Raw genomic sequence first — 14,073 nt, 5'->3', positions numbered from 1 at the left:
CCATGCTTGGCGCTATAGGCATGGTTGTTACGGCTGGAGCGACCGTATTCACCTATCAACTCCTACACGAGCCTTTGGAGTCGGTTGGGGCCTCGGTGGTGAGTCACCTGGCCTCTGCCAAGTGCACCACCATTGCCCGCTCGCTCACAGCCCTTTCCCTGGCTCGCAGCGATGTGCAAAACGGGGAACCAGAGGGTGTGCGCACCGATCCCGATCCCAACGCGACCATCGGCGTAATCAGCCTCGGCAGCTGGGATCTCGAGGATTTTCATACCAGCAGCATCTCCCAGCGGGAAAGCCTGGCCATCCTGCGCCGTTTACCTCTAGACCCCCGCAACGATCCCCAGGCTCGATCAGTACGCACCGCCCTGAGCGGCGCCTCCCCTGAGCTCAGGGCCGACTTAAATCAGCACCACTGCAATGAATTGGGCTACAACCTTGCCCCTCTGGCGGTGCGGGCCTATCCAATTCCGGGCCGCACCAGTGGCTGGACAGCTTTTATCTACGGTCCATGGAACATACGGGGCAAGCAAAAAGCAGCCTTCGCCCTGGTAAATCTTTCGGCCAGCATGTTGGCAATCGGTGGCCACGATCAGGATCCAACCCTGCAAGCGCTCTTTCCAAGTGGCGCTAGCCAACTTGACGTAGGCGTGACTCTCAACCCGGCCCAGGTGCTCAAGGACGAAGCGAGCTTGCATCGGGCACTGCCCAAGCTTGAGCTAGAGCCAGAAGACCAAAAACTGGTAGGGCTACGCATCGTGCCCTTTGCCAACCAGCTGGTCAGCACTCAAGTGAGCATTGACCACAACCGGCTCAACTGGAGCTCCTGGCGGGCCGCTGCCCTGGTTTTTCTGATGGGTTCACTGGCCACCATCACGGTGGTGCTGGTGAGTCGCAATTCGGAGATCCGGCTACGCCGGCTCAATGGAGCCCTGCTGCGCGAGAGCCGCACCGATGGGCTCACCCGCATCGCCAACCGCCGCGCCTGGGATGAGAACCTCAATCTTGAAGAGAGCCGCCGCCAGCGACACGGCCATCAGTACGGGCTGGTGGTGGTTGACCTAGACGGCTTCAAGCAAATCAATGATGAGCAGGGCCATCAGATGGGCGACCAGGTGCTCAAGATCGCAGCCAGCCAGCTGGGCGACCAAATGCGCAGCACGGATTTACTGGCCCGCGTTGGCGGCGACGAGTTTGCGCTGATGGTGTTCAACCCCAGCGCCTCCGGCTTGGATGAACTGGTGGATCGCCTGCGGGATGCCCTGCAAGCCTGCGGCGTTCAAGCCTCGATCGGTGCAGCGATGAGTGAACCGCGGACCACCCTGGAGCAAACCTGGGCAAAAGCTGATGAGGCGATGTACACCTACAAGCCCCAAACCAGCAAAAAGCTCAACCCACGCCGGGCAATTGATCAATCCGGCCATCGCGCTTAAGCCGGCCTTGCAGCTTGATCCAGCTGAGCCCCACAGGCAGGCTTGCCAGCAGGGGAATTATCACTAAAGCGGGCCGGGCACTGACCGCCAGCAGGGCGGCTGCTACTGCCAAACCAGCTAGCAGCATCGACTGACCAGCAGCCTGCTGGGCCAGGGCCAAGCGCCGTAGCAGGCGATCCGTTTCGCCGGCGCGAATCTGCACCTGCAGGTCGCCCTGCTCGATGCGAGCCAGGCTGTCGTCTAGTCGTTTGGGAATACCCAAGGCGCGGCTGCCTACCTCTGCCGCCTGGCGCGAGATTTCATTGAAGAGGTCATTTGCACCACCGCCACTGCCACCACTTGAAGTCATTAGAGGAAGTAGGTAGGGGCGGGCAATCGCTACCAAACTAAAGCCGCTATCGAGGCTGCGGCCGACCCCCTCAAAGGTGGAGAGGGCCCGCATCACAAAGATCAGCTCTGGGGGCAACCTGAAGGGCTGGCCGTAAACCAGGTCGTAAAGGTCGCCCGATAGGCGCTCAAGCACATTGGCGGAGAAGGGAGGCGTCAGCGCCTCTTCCAGCATCACCCGCACCAGCCGCCGCACCGGGCCCGGATCAACGCCAGGTGCAATCACACCCGCCTGCTGCAGCTCCTTGACCAAACCAGCTGCGTCTCGGCCAGCTGCTGCCCGCACCATGCTGCCCAGGCGGCCCCGCAGGCGGCTGGAGAGCTGACCCATCATGCCGAAGTCGTAGTAGATGAGCGCCCCATCGGCGGCAACGGCCAGGTTGCCGGGGTGGGGATCGGCGTGAAAAAAGCCAAACCGCACCAGCTGCTGCAGGTAGCTGGCGGCGCCCTTTTCGGCTACGGCGGCGGGCACGATTCCAGCCTCCAGCAAGGCCTGGCGATCGGTGATCTTGATGCCGGGCACATAGTCGAGGCAAAGCACCCGGCGGGTACTCAATTCCCACACCACGGCAGGAATGCGGATGCCGGGATCGTCAAGAAACTGCTGGCGGAAGCGGGCCGCGTGCTCTGCCTCCAGCCTGAAGTCGAGCTCTCTGAGCAACACCCGCCGGCACTCCTGGGCAATGCCGATCCAGTCGCGGCCGCGACCCCAACGGGGATGGCGCTGCACCGCCGCGGCAACTTGTTGCATCACCTCAAGGTCAAGCCGGAAGGTGCGCTCCAAGCCGGGGCGTTGCACCTTGAGCACCACCTGACGGCCGCTGCGCAGGCTGGCGCGGTGCACCTGGGCCAGGCTGGCCGAACCCAGCGGCTCGCTCTCCAGGTCAATGATCTCGGCGCAGCGCTCACCCAACTCCTGCTCCAGCAGGTCTTGCACCACGGCAAAGGGGAAGGCGGGCACCCGGTCCTGCAGGGTGGCTAGCTGCTCCACCAATTCAGCGGGCAGCACGTCGGGACGGGCTGAAAGCAATTGGCCCAGCTTGATGAAGGCTGAGCCAAGCCCCAAAAACTCTTGGGTAAGCCAGCGGGCCCGGCGGCTCTGACGGCTCCGCTGCCGTTCAAGGGTAACACCACCTAAATAGCTCCAGGCCTGGCCGTCCCACCACAGACCGAGCAGCAGGGCCAGGGCCAACCACCAGATGCGCAGAGGCCTAAGCAGGATCACGAATCCTGGTCCAGTCGGCGAGCCATGGCCGCCACCCGGGCGCGCAGGGCATCGATTTGATCCTGGATATCCGCAGACGGCGCCGTGATGGCTACCTCCGGCTCGTCGTCCCTCTCGATCCGGGCAGCTTCTGCTTCCACTTCGTCCCAGAAAAGCCGAAACTCCTGCCGCAGCCGCTCCGGAGCGTCCTGGGCCAGCAGAGCCAAATTGGCGGCCGCATCAACGAGGCCGCTGCCTAAGCGGGCCCCCAAGCGCTGCAAGGCAGCTTGCACAAGCGATTGCGGCGCACTCATTGGGGCCCGGCAGTAGGAGTGGACTGTGGCAGATCAGCGCCGGGCAATTCTGGAGGCGGCGGGGCATCCAGGCTGGGCGCGTCAGCCGGGACAGCCTGGGCTTCCGGTTCAGCCGCGGGCGAGGGCATCTCCTGGGGCGACTTAGCTTCGCTGGCGGCGGGGGCAGCGGTATCGGGCTGCTGCTCTAACTGCAAAAGATCGGCGTCACCGCGGATGTCCTGGTTTTCAACTCCAAACCGCAGCCGCAGGCTCTCAAGCGAGGTGCCCGGGAAGGGCCGCACCTCAAAGCCCTGACCAAGGCGCACCAGGGATGGCAGCTGCAGGGCAAGCAGCCGCTGGGTGACGCCATAACCGAGACCAAAACAAAAGCCCACAAGCAATGGCACCTGCCACCGGGGGCGTTGCTGGGATGGCGGAGTTGCTGAAACCGAAGCCACTTGAGCCATAGATGCCAAATCTAGGGGGAGGGGCTTTGCTGGGGTGAGTCCCCACCTAAGAGCAGATGGCCCTGATCCCCCGCTGGCGCTTCATGAGCGACGAGGCGAAGGCTTTGACAAAGCGCACCGCGGTGTCGTTGCTGGTGGTGTTGCTGGTGGCAGTTGTATTTCGAGCGCTGCTGCCATGGGCGCTACTGGGGCTGGTTATTTGGTGGATCTGGAGAGCGATCAACAAATAAAAGCCAATAAAAAAGCGGACCCGCCCAGGACCGCTCGATGACCAAACTCGACTATATCACAATTTGTAACGGCCAGCCCAGCCCTCTGTCACGCCCAGCCCTCTGTCAGGCCGCCTGCTGGTCCTTCGCCCAGGCTCTCTCAAGGGAGCTCCTGAACTGCTCGGTGCTGGACGGGGCCCCGATTAGGCGCCTGCGGAACAGGCTGGTCAGGCGCCAAAACTTGATCCCTGCCGCGATGGCAAAAACCGCCCAGGGCACAAGCATCCAAAGGGGGTTGCTCATCGCTGCTGCTCTCCTCGACCAAGACCTTTAATCACTGTAGGAATTCCAACGGCGATGAGCTTCAGCATCAACACCCACGATGCCTGGGGCGTCGTGAAGGTCGGTGATTTCCCATCCCTGGAGGAAGCGCGGCGAGCTTTCAAAGCTCTCTGCCAAGACCCCTGGTATCAGCAGGATGGGGGAATAAAAGGCCTGGAATTGATACAGAGCACTGAAGGCACAAAAAGTCAAAGACTCGATTGGTTTGCTTTCAGATGACTACATCGTGTAATCGGCGTTAGTGCCGACGTAACTCGAAAACCCTTGCCACACTTGAATTTTGGGGTTCGTGAGTTACCGTAAGCATAGCGTAAGCGTTGCCGAAATCCCTTGCCCCACCGTGACCGCTGTAAGCGTTGCGTAAGCAAACGGCGGGATTTTGCGCCTTGTAAGGGGCAGGAGACGCCCCGATGACCAAGGTGCTCAACAAGCGCCCCATCGCCCACGACCCCCACTGCTACGTCTTCCAAGACGGGGATCGAGGGGGTCGCTGGTATCTCTATTTCTATGACCAGGAGCGGCAGTCGAGGCATCGCCACTCGCTCGGTCGGATCGCCCCCAACGACCTGCTGGAGGCAGAGCGCAAGGGTCTGGCGAAATACATCGAGTTCAAAACCAAGAGCGAGCGGGGCGAGCAGATCCGAACCCTGACCATCGAGGAGATGGCAGATCGCTTCCTGGCGAAGCAGAAAAAAAGGATCAGCAGCATCCCCCACAACGGCATCAGCGCCAAGCGATACCTGCTGATGGAGCACCACGCCCGCTGGTTTCTGAAATACGCAGGGCAGAACCTGCGCCCCATCCACAAGATGCCCAGGAACTTCTTTGCCAACTACGAGACCTGGCGCAAAGAAGCAGCACACCAGGAAGGCAAGGAGACCCCAAGGCAAACCACCATCAACGCTGAAGTCAGCACCTTCAGGCGAATGTTTGAGGAGATTGCCGTTCAAGAGGGATATCTGAACAAGGATTCAGTGCCAACTCTGAAATCGGTCAAACTCTCGAAAGACAAAAAACACAGGCGTGACGACCTAACCGTTGATGAGTGGAAAGAACTTGAACGCAGCGCCCGCCTCTACTGGTCTGAAGGGCGAACCCGCTGGAACGACGAGGGCAAGATCGACAAGAGCACATCGGGCAAAAACATTCTCAAAGAAGTGCTTGGGAGCAGCGAGCGAGCAAAGAACCAGAAGATTCACCGCAAGATGCTTTATTTGGCAATGCGGATCTCGATGGAGTCAGGCATCCGCATCGGATCGCTGCGAAAAGTGGAATGGGGTCATATCCGAAAAAACAACACGCTCAGCAATACCGACCAGAAAACCTGGATATTGATCGACGTGCCTGCCGAAAACACAAAGACAGGGCGCCGCTACACCATCAACGCACCCGTCGCCAGACACCTTGAAGAACTGAGGAAGTTGACGAACGCCAAAGGGCGAAACAATCTACTGTTTACAAATCAAAAGACAGGTCAGGCGTTCAGTGAACGGATCTGGAAAGACAGTTTGTGTGAAATGCTAGTTGAAGCAGGTTTGGCATCCTGGGCAGAAGACGACAACAACAACGCCAGAAAGATAGACATTCACAGCAGCAAGAATCTAACTTGGTATTCCTTTAGGCACACTTACATAACATTCCAACTCACATTAAATGAAACTCCAGTAACGATGGTTGCCGCCCAGTGCGACACCTCAATCAAATACATCGAAGACCACTACTTCCACTACAGGGCGGAACTAAGCACACCGACGCTCGCCAAAGGTAGAAACACGCTGAAGGCAGCGACAGGGGATCTGGATTGGTTACAAATTAGACCTATTGATGGGCAGACATAAAAAAAGAGGGGTGTTACCCCCTCGCTGCTGAGACCTGCTCAGAAATCCAGTTTTGAATATCGGACTCCACCCAGACCACAAGGCGTGGTCCGAGAGGAATCTGTTTCGGGAAGGTGCCCTCGTAAATGCGGGAGTAGACGGTGGACTTGAAGAGTCCAATCACTGCTTTGAGTTGAAGCAAGCGAATGGAATCAGTATTAAAGTCGCAATTGATTAATCGCACACAAGCGAAATCAAATTACTCGACAATACAGTCTTTTAGTTAAAGCATTGCCTATGTGCTACTAGTTTATTGATATAACCTGAAGTCAAGGGGGGGAGAAAATTCCTGCATCGTCTGCAGAAAATTTTTGGGATGCCAGGGGATTCATGGCAAAATCAATTAAATTGCCAGGACCATACTCTAGGTAATTACCAATAGTCTTAAACATATAAGTATCACGGTTTCCAAAGCAACTCATTAAATCAAGACCACTTACAGAGGTGCCCTTGATAGTCTCCAGAACAACTTCTGATTTTAAATCAGAATGATTTTTACGCAACCAGTAGGCAACCCCATGCTTAGTATGAAGACCAAGAGACTCGCAGATGTTTTCCGAGGACTTGTCACAAGCAAAGGAATACATATGCTTAGGAGGATTAAAGGCAGAAATATAAGGAGTCAGATTCCTCAGGTCATCTTTCACCATCTTACGCCATGAGTTATAGACCTCGTGACCGTACCAATTACAGATACGCTCTTTGATGAGAGAGGGCATGAAGAAATAATAGGGACCTACTTTTACGCCAATCTGAAATTCGTAATGGTCTTTTTTCAGTTTAGTCTGAGGGACACCACAGAGCAGGTGTTGCGCTAAACCATTCAGATTGTAATTCTCACGCTTTACAAAAACATACCAAAAATCCGAATTAGCAAAATAGAGATATTGTTGATTGTGCTTGCCAATAACAGAATCTTCTGCGGGAGACTCTGCAACCTTGCAAGAGTGATGATTATAAGGAGAGAAAAGAGAGGCAAGCGAAGGAGTATCATAAACGTTCTTGCCACAAGAGTCATGCCAGAAGTTGGTCAATAACTCACGCTTAAATTTTATATTACCTTTGAGCGCTTTCTTATTCTTCTGGATGTTAGATATCGCCCAATCAACGTCGTGTTCCTGGTTTACACTAAAACCTTTAGACATTTAACTTAAGTGGTTGTATGAACTGCGACTCATGACCGAGAATCGCGTCTTTCTATGCGGGAGCGCAGGGTTAAAGCAGTCGCTGTTTGCTGTGACTTTCTAGAGAAAGTAAAATAAGATATACTAAATCTTGCCCATTAACTCTGGGCAAGATTTTCGTAGAATCGGCAGATTTGGAGGCGGTCGCTCAGTGCCTACCCAGGAATACATGCTCGATTAAAGACGGTTAACAGTCTTCTCCTCTGTACGGATATTAATCGCACTCTTCGTCCACGAACAAACATTCAACACCTCCCAGAGTCAGTTGCTCTTCGATGTTTTCACGGATGTAGTCCAAGAAACTAACTTCGTTATCGGTGCCAAGATTCAGCGCCTCATCAAGCGCTTCTTTAGAAGAATTACAATTCGACTCAATAGTAAATTCGACAGGACTCGTGCAAAAAGTAAAAGTTTTCATTGTGTTCTTGTTTTGTAAACCACTACGAAGCGGTGGGTAAAGCGCTCAATATGTTTTGCCGTAGCAGCGAGGTTTATCCCGCTTCCCGAAGGAGTTGCCGCACATTGACCGAGTGCAGCGTTCCTGATAAGGCGGAAGATGATAGTTAGAAGCGTGATTAAAAAATTCAGTACGCCCAGTCGGGTTTAACCTTCAGGGGACTTGCGAAGAAATCACAGGTAGTTGTACGTCCTTCATTACGAAGTTGGTCACGTTTTGACAAGCGAGCAAGTTCAGATGGACTCAGGGTGTTTTCAGAAATCTTCACGGAGATAGGCATTAATAAAAAAACGAAAATCAGGCGGATATAGTTCCCAGAAATTTTCCTCTTCGAAGTTGTCACTTGAATTGTCTAAAAGGACTTCTTCAGGGATAAGAGGCATTTTCTGCGGATTAAGACAATCTCCAGTTTTTAGATTCCTGCTCTCCAGGAGTTAAAAAGCAGCAACTATCAGCGGGTAAATACCAGTGCTGATAAGACGACCAGGGTTGGAATGTCTGGTCTTAAAAGAAACCCCGTTTGGGTATAGATATTCAGTTGTGGTGCCCTTTGACCCTGGGCGTCTTCTTTTCGGGGGAGCGGCGGGTTTAGAGGCAGTCGCTCGTTGCCTTGACCTTGAAGTCCGAGGAGTTCAGTGGTCTCGGTTGATGAATCAAGTATGACATAGAATGCGCGTTCCGTCAACCCTGTCAGCATATCAGGACAGAAGGCGCGTAACTGGCGTCTATGCTGGGATTTCGTCAGTGCCCTCCAATGCCCCCCGCCGCATCCGCTGCTGAACTTGCCGCCAGGGGGCAGGGAAAGACTGCTGCTGAGGTGATTGATACGGGGCAGACCCTGGCGCTCATGGAGCAGCGACTGAACCCAGAGGACTTCCAAACCCTCTGTAAGGGCACGGGATGGCACCCCAAGGTCATCACAAAACTTCTGGTGATCGGCAGGGATAAGCGCCTGCTGCCCCTGGTTCCGCAACTGCCTGGGTCCTATTCCGCGATCTACCCGCTGACCACCCTCACGGATGCGGAATTGAACCTGGCGGTCTCAGAGGGCACCTGCCGCCCTGATGCCAGCAGTAGGGAGGTAATCGACTGGATCAAGGTCAAGCGCCTGGAAGGGATGGACCTGCCAGAGAGCAGCACCTATACGGGAACCTCTTTGGACCCACTGACCAAGGAACGCAAAGCAGCACTACTGGCAGCACTACAGCAAGCAGCACTCACCTTTGGCGTGACCATCACAGAAGGCAGTAACGCCCCTGGCACCCGTAAGGCAACCAAGGCATCCAGGGAGACCATTGCTCAGAACCTGCTACGGCAACTGACTGGCGAACTCACCTCAGTGGTAGAGAAAGCGCCTGAGACACTCCTCAAAGAGTTTGAGGTGACCTCAGCGGGTGACCTGGCAGCAGGTGAGATTCGGACCCTTACAGGGGTGCTGGTGCGCCTGTGTGAGGGCACAGAAGGTATGTGGCAGACCTACGGCAACCTTTATTGCCTCAAGGTATCTCTGGAATACAACCGCACCGAATCACGGGCACAACGCTTCAACTACAGAAAGCGGTTGCTGGAGGTCAAAGGCAAACACGACCACCTGGCAAATCTGGTGGATGACCTGCTCAATCAGATGAACTAAACCTCACCATCCATCTCGCAAGCGTCTTCTATGCTCCCTTTGCTTCACCAAATGGTTGAGGCGTGACTGCTGCCCTGCCTGCTGCTGCGGTGAGCGCATTGGAGGCAACTTGGTGACCTTTGGGGCAGTTGGAGCAGCACCAGCAGAACAAGACGCTGGAGGTGCTGCTGGGCGCCTTAGAGATTGATGAAACTTCTCTGGTCGAAACTCAGGCGGTTGAACGCTCAGCATTCCACGCTTCTTCAGAAGGGTTTCAAGCGAGGGGCAGTTGGTCTGAAAACCTGTTGTTCCCAACTGGTCACGCAGACGCACATACTCAAAATGAAGAATGGGAAACTGCTCTTCTAAAAACTTCTCAAATGACTGGTGCTCTCCACACTTGTGACACTTGTAGTTCCAAGCATTGCCATAGGAATAAAGATACCCTTTGGCATCTGATGGAGCATAGGATTTTCCTTTGCTGTTCTTGCCACTGGATTGACAATAGGGGCATTGGAAACGATAAGCACTCTGCTGCTGAGAAAAAAGAGGAAGTGATGATGCTATGTAATCAATGAATATTTCTTCGATGGATTGAGTCATATGCGTATTGCTATTCTATCTTACCTATAATACCACATATTTACTCATCTGTAAATCATTAAATGTATAAATAACCTTGTAGAGGTTTCAAAAGAATGGGTTCAATGCCTTTACCCAAACAAACCCAGAAGAACTTGACAAACTCTAAAGAATCCTGTATAATAAACCTTGTAGTGTTTTCATCAAGTGGTCTTAAGTTGATTCATTGATTGAATCCTCAAGACCACTCAAAAAGACCCAAAAGAAACTCATAACAAAATCAAACGAGTATTCATTCAAAACTTGATTCAAAACATACCCAAAAGAAACTCAAAAGAAAACTCATCAAAACTCACCTCAAGAGTCACCAGAAGAAAAACAAAAGAATCATTGATTGAATCCTCAAGTATTTATCAATGAATGAATACAGGGTATCACCAGAATCCTTTATGAGTCAAGATTAAAACCTCGTTTTAAAAGGTATCCAGAAGTTCATCTTAGGTTGCGCTTACAGGAAACAAGATGAATCAAGGCAAGAGTAAATCATTAATAAATAGATATAGATTCTATCAGCAGCAAATAGATGCGTTCAATCCCAAGAGTAAAGCAAATCAGTTTTAAAGAACGTGAACATCCATTACTCCTCAAGCAAATGGAGGATTTAATGGAACTATACAAAATGGATATTAGTGGATTATATAAAACCCTACTACGTGAAAAACATCAAGCAGTCTTTGGGTCACTCACCACAAGGTCAGCAGCAACTGGTCTGCTGGAGCGATGAAGACCATTCGGGTTCACCTCCATCCCGTTGAGGAGGCAATGCTGATTGAGGTTCAAAAGGTCAACAGACGCTTTCGTGACATCGAGACCCTGTTGCTTGGTCAGATTCGTGAGGAATACGCCAAAACACCTAAAGGGCGCTCAGGGGGTGCGTTGTGACCTTCCTTGAGCAGCAAATCGTTGAATACCTCCAGCAGCAGGAAACAGCAAAGCGGTTGTTGCTGGTAATAAAGAAGCATCGCAGGAAAAAAGGAGAAGCACAGGAGATGCCACCAATCCCTGGTGCGCTTTTAACTGCTGAGGAAACTGAGGAGTTAGAGGAGGAGCATTCCTTCTATGTCTACCGCACAGATACCAATGCGGTGCTGGCGAGAGGCATTCAAGGGTTTGAGGCAGCAAAGGAGCGAGCAAATCAACTACGCAAAAGTCACGGGTTGAAATGGGATGAGGTGAAGTTCAAATCAGAGCGCAGCAACCAGGGCAGTGGTGGGTCTGGTGGAGCAGCAGCAGCACCCAAGAAGCAGTTTGGTGTCAGTCGAGATGGCAAAACCTTCACCAACACTTCTGGGCAGAGCGGCAGGGTGGATTACGCCAAACGCTATAACCCATCAAAGGGTCGCAGGTTTAGAGGATATACAGACCCGCAGGGCAACTATCACGATATTGACTGAAAGAATCCTACAGGTAAATCCTTGACTCACTTAAATGAGTATCAGTTTATTGCCTGCTTCTTTCGACCGTCAGTTGCGGGATTCCAATCTGAATAAATGGTTTTCCACGCTTTCACAGTCTCTGGTCCAATTTCATTAATGCGCAGACCCGTGGAACCATCATTAGACAGGAGCACAAATGCTTTTCCGTTAACCAACTGGTAATTGGCGAGCGCATCAGCAATCTGTTTGTTGACGGCAAAGACACCATCACAACCATTGACGATGATGTAACCATCTTTATTCTTGATGCCAAACGCCTGAATAGACTCACTTCCTGTTGTCATTCTTCGACCGAATGCCCCTTCTTTAATGGTTTCGAGGCGAACTCGAATACCATTGCGACCAAAGAAGGATGCCACTCGAAATGCTTTGTTGTAGTTGCGGTCAAAAACACCAACGGTTTGACCCGTAACTGGATTCTTGAGTATTACTGGTTTGGATAACGGGAAGTTTGTGCTTTCAAGGTCCTGAGAGCGCCAGTCTTCAGTAATGGTGAATACTTCTACTCCTGGGAACTGACGGGGGAGTTTTTCTTCTTGATATTGAATGTATTCTTCTGTCCTGGTTGGTTCGCAAAGATGCAATTCCTCTTTCAGGTTGTCGCCATATTTCTTGGGACTAATTTCGAAGGCAAGCGAAGGTGCTGCAACGGTAATCACAGCGACAAGCGCAAGGGCGCCTTGAAGGGTGCGCATTGATTTATATGATTTGGGCTATAGTAGCATTGACAAGTCTGACCCTGAGATATGCGATTTCTGCATATTTTGCAAGTTACCCTCGTTTGATGATCTTTCGTTCTATTGCCCCCCTTGCCCTGCCAGTCCTTAGTGCGGGCACCATTTTGGGTTGCGCCCTGTCTGCTGTCGCCGCTACTACGGTTGGTGTAGGCAGTCGGATCAACTGTCCTGGGTCTTACCTACCCGCTGGAAACGGAAAAGTGTGCCAGGCAGCGCCAGAGTTCAAGGACATCAGGTACCTGGGAGAGAACAGCACTAAGACCTGCACGTATCCCTATACCCGTGTGAATGCGGGAGACAGCAAGTGGTGTGTCACCTACGCCCAGTAGCGCACAAGGCGAGTGATGCCTTGGTCGCTTTAGATCAATAACCATGTTGAGGGCACCCGACAATCTCCTGCCTATTCGCGCCTGTCTCGCAGGTCTTAGGCGAGACCGCTAAAAAGCAAGTCAATGTTGCCTGACCTTGTGCTGGCGCATCGCTTCTCAACAGAATCACCCAGCAGGGGTTGACGGATGCGCGTAACTGCTGTATAGTGTATTCACATTCAAAGACCGCCCCAACGAACTGACTCAAGGGGGAGAGCGTCTTCGTGTCGGTGAGCAACCGCCGTAATAACCAATACGCAAAACGCTCGTTAGAGCAAACTTAAAACTATGCCATGGAGGCAAAATGATTAATTTAGAATGCTATGCACCCCGCTTTTTTGGCAAGGATGCATCTGAAAAACTGAATACATGGAATGTGCTTCTTTCAGAGAAGAACTATGAGGAACTTTTGCTCAAGTTCAACTCTGAACTTCGGCACTGTATCGCTGAACTGCGTAAGGCGGAAATCCTTGAGGATTCCCAAATTGCTGCCGCTGCACTCTCACAATTTAAAACATACTTTCAGTGGGATGAGAGTTACCTGAATACCTACTGTCTTGACGTTACTCTTACCCACTCGGCAGATAACGCAGACGAATTCCGTGCCTACGCTCTTGGGCAGAGTGATGTGAGTACTGATTGGGTTCAGCAGGAGATTGGCACTGCTGAAATTGTTAACTGGGGACTTGGAACCGACCCTTCGAATGTCAATGTTATGTTTCTTGCACTGCGTGAAGGAGTCGGGCACGAAAATGAACCTGCCGCAACTCCTTGTAACCCCTGAAAAAGGAGGTCAAGCGATTTCTCTCGGAAGTAGTTGATACACTTCGCCCATACACCATTGATGGCGAGGTGACTGTCATTAACAACGGTCACCTCAAAATCAAAGGCAAGTATCCGTCTGGCACTCGTTCACTTGTATTGGGCACATCGCCCAGCGACTACAAGTGGAAACTCAATGCCAAGACGCTGCTGAAGCGTTTTATCTACACAGCAATCCTTAGCAGTTCTACTGCTTAATCAATCAAATCAATCAAGCGCCCATCGTCATCCACCAGGCGATGGCGCTTTTTTGTTGATTCAGCACGACGCTGAGCAACCCGATAAGCATCCGCCTGGTTCTGCTTGCTCTGGTAGTGATGCCAGTTGCCGTGTTGGTCTTGCCATTCAATGTTGATCGTCATCTGATCACCCCCACAACTCCAACCCCAACCCCGCCAATGCTGCCGCCCGTCTCAAGCAGGAGGAAGCAGCGACCTCAGCGGCGGGCGCCTTGGACGCTGACTCCAGCGGTTCCGAAGCAACCGCTGTCCGTCGACAATGAAGTTGGCCGGTCGGCGACAAGCTCGTTGGCCGGTGGGGTGAGTGCTGGAGACCCTGGTGCCGATGCGCAGGGACCAGGGGATGCCGGCACCACTGACCAGC

The 14,073-nt window shown here is 52.8% G+C and carries 19 protein-coding genes; 9 read left to right on the top strand and 10 right to left on the bottom strand.

Annotation, left to right across the window (positions count from 1 at the left end; genetic code table 11):
* Positions 1-2 precede the first annotated feature (2 nt).
* Positions 3-1,433, top strand: a complete 1,431-nt coding sequence (locus tag KBY75_RS08375) for a GGDEF domain-containing protein (RefSeq protein WP_255023578.1) — start codon at positions 3-5, stop codon at positions 1,431-1,433.
* Here the strand turns inward: KBY75_RS08375 and KBY75_RS08370 are convergent.
* Genes KBY75_RS08370 through KBY75_RS08360 form a run of 3 tightly spaced genes read right to left on the bottom strand, consistent with a single transcriptional unit; the run spans position 1,390 to position 3,724 of the window.
* The gene (locus KBY75_RS08370; protein ID WP_255023625.1) at positions 1,390-3,042 is read right to left on the bottom strand and encodes an AarF/ABC1/UbiB kinase family protein; all 1,653 of its coding nucleotides are present in this window, start codon (positions 3,040-3,042) and stop codon (positions 1,390-1,392) included. The two genes, KBY75_RS08375 and KBY75_RS08370, sit on opposite strands and share 44 nt — an antisense overlap.
* The gene (locus tag KBY75_RS08365) at positions 3,042-3,338 is read right to left on the bottom strand and encodes a hypothetical protein (RefSeq protein ID WP_255023577.1); all 297 of its coding nucleotides are present in this window, start codon (positions 3,336-3,338) and stop codon (positions 3,042-3,044) included. Before KBY75_RS08365 ends, KBY75_RS08370 begins: the two co-directional genes overlap by 1 nt.
* A complete protein-coding gene (locus KBY75_RS08360; protein ID WP_255023576.1) occupies positions 3,335-3,724 on the bottom strand; it encodes a hypothetical protein in 390 nt (129 codons plus the stop codon). Before KBY75_RS08360 ends, KBY75_RS08365 begins: the two co-directional genes overlap by 4 nt.
* Before the next feature lie 116 nt (positions 3,725-3,840).
* Here KBY75_RS08360 and KBY75_RS08355 point away from each other — a divergent pair, with 116 nt between their 5' ends.
* A complete protein-coding gene (locus KBY75_RS08355) occupies positions 3,841-4,014 on the top strand; it encodes a hypothetical protein (RefSeq protein ID WP_193486311.1) in 174 nt (57 codons plus the stop codon).
* A 105-nt stretch (positions 4,015-4,119) separates the two neighbouring features.
* Here KBY75_RS08355 and KBY75_RS08350 read toward each other — a convergent pair whose 3' ends face one another.
* Positions 4,120-4,296, bottom strand: coding sequence for a hypothetical protein (locus tag KBY75_RS08350; protein ID WP_255023575.1), 177 nt, complete (start codon positions 4,294-4,296; stop codon positions 4,120-4,122).
* Between the two features lie 54 nt (positions 4,297-4,350).
* Between KBY75_RS08350 and KBY75_RS08345 the strand changes: the two genes are divergently transcribed.
* Together KBY75_RS08345 and KBY75_RS08340 are read left to right on the top strand one after the other, a co-directional pair.
* Positions 4,351-4,554 (top strand): hypothetical protein, encoded by a 204-nt coding sequence (locus KBY75_RS08345; protein ID WP_254935469.1) that lies wholly within the window; start codon positions 4,351-4,353, stop codon positions 4,552-4,554.
* A 191-nt stretch (positions 4,555-4,745) separates the two neighbouring features.
* A complete protein-coding gene (locus KBY75_RS08340; RefSeq protein WP_255023574.1) occupies positions 4,746-6,173 on the top strand; it encodes a site-specific integrase in 1,428 nt (475 codons plus the stop codon).
* Between the two features lie 13 nt (positions 6,174-6,186).
* Here KBY75_RS08340 and KBY75_RS08335 read toward each other — a convergent pair whose 3' ends face one another.
* Together KBY75_RS08335 and KBY75_RS08330 are read right to left on the bottom strand one after the other, a co-directional pair.
* Complete coding sequence (locus KBY75_RS08335) at positions 6,187-6,396, bottom strand: AlpA family transcriptional regulator (RefSeq protein ID WP_255023573.1); 210 nt, start codon at positions 6,394-6,396, stop codon at positions 6,187-6,189.
* Between the two features lie 85 nt (positions 6,397-6,481).
* Positions 6,482-7,357: a hypothetical protein gene (locus tag KBY75_RS08330; protein ID WP_255023572.1), complete on the bottom strand. Its 876-nt coding sequence runs from the start codon at positions 7,355-7,357 to the stop codon at positions 6,482-6,484.
* Between the two features lie 1,250 nt (positions 7,358-8,607).
* Here KBY75_RS08330 and KBY75_RS08325 point away from each other — a divergent pair.
* Positions 8,608-9,486, top strand: coding sequence for a hypothetical protein (locus tag KBY75_RS08325; protein WP_255023571.1), 879 nt, complete (start codon positions 8,608-8,610; stop codon positions 9,484-9,486).
* A 3-nt stretch (positions 9,487-9,489) separates the two neighbouring features.
* Here KBY75_RS08325 and KBY75_RS08320 read toward each other — a convergent pair whose 3' ends face one another.
* Positions 9,490-10,068 (bottom strand): hypothetical protein, encoded by a 579-nt coding sequence (locus KBY75_RS08320; RefSeq protein WP_255023570.1) that lies wholly within the window; start codon positions 10,066-10,068, stop codon positions 9,490-9,492.
* A gap of 562 nt (positions 10,069-10,630) precedes the next feature.
* On the opposite strand from KBY75_RS08320, the gene KBY75_RS08315 reads away from it, so the two are divergent.
* From KBY75_RS08315 to KBY75_RS08305, 3 genes are read left to right on the top strand one after another with little or no spacing between them, the layout of a single operon-like run.
* Complete coding sequence (locus tag KBY75_RS08315; RefSeq protein WP_255023569.1) at positions 10,631-10,831, top strand: hypothetical protein; 201 nt, start codon at positions 10,631-10,633, stop codon at positions 10,829-10,831.
* On the top strand, positions 10,828-10,989 hold the full coding sequence (locus KBY75_RS08310) for a hypothetical protein (protein WP_255023568.1): 162 nt from the start codon (positions 10,828-10,830) through the stop codon (positions 10,987-10,989). Before KBY75_RS08315 ends, KBY75_RS08310 begins: the two co-directional genes overlap by 4 nt.
* Positions 10,986-11,501, top strand: a complete 516-nt coding sequence (locus KBY75_RS08305) for a hypothetical protein (RefSeq protein ID WP_255023567.1) — start codon at positions 10,986-10,988, stop codon at positions 11,499-11,501. Before KBY75_RS08310 ends, KBY75_RS08305 begins: the two co-directional genes overlap by 4 nt.
* A 41-nt stretch (positions 11,502-11,542) precedes the next feature.
* On the opposite strand, the gene KBY75_RS08300 is transcribed toward KBY75_RS08305, so the two are convergent.
* Entirely contained in the window at positions 11,543-12,238 is a 696-nt protein-coding gene (locus KBY75_RS08300; protein WP_255023566.1) for a hypothetical protein, read from the bottom strand.
* 714 nt (positions 12,239-12,952) lie between these two features.
* Between KBY75_RS08300 and KBY75_RS08295 the strand changes: the two genes are divergently transcribed.
* Positions 12,953-13,432 (top strand): hypothetical protein, encoded by a 480-nt coding sequence (locus KBY75_RS08295; RefSeq protein WP_255023565.1) that lies wholly within the window; start codon positions 12,953-12,955, stop codon positions 13,430-13,432.
* Positions 13,433-13,664: 232 nt separating this feature from the next.
* Here the strand turns inward: KBY75_RS08295 and KBY75_RS08290 are convergent, their stop codons facing one another.
* Both KBY75_RS08290 and KBY75_RS08285 read right to left on the bottom strand, forming a co-directional pair.
* Positions 13,665-13,832 (bottom strand): hypothetical protein, encoded by a 168-nt coding sequence (locus KBY75_RS08290; protein WP_255023564.1) that lies wholly within the window; start codon positions 13,830-13,832, stop codon positions 13,665-13,667.
* A gap of 51 nt (positions 13,833-13,883) precedes the next feature.
* On the bottom strand, positions 13,884-14,073 hold a 190-nt coding region (locus KBY75_RS08285; RefSeq protein ID WP_255023563.1), incomplete at its 5' end, for a hypothetical protein.

This window comes from Cyanobium sp. T1G-Tous (assembly GCF_024345455.1).
Lineage (GTDB): Bacteria > Cyanobacteriota > Cyanobacteriia > PCC-6307 > Cyanobiaceae > Cyanobium_A.
Note: the sequence above shows the minus strand (reverse complement) of the source record. Positions and strands in the feature narration are given on the sequence as shown.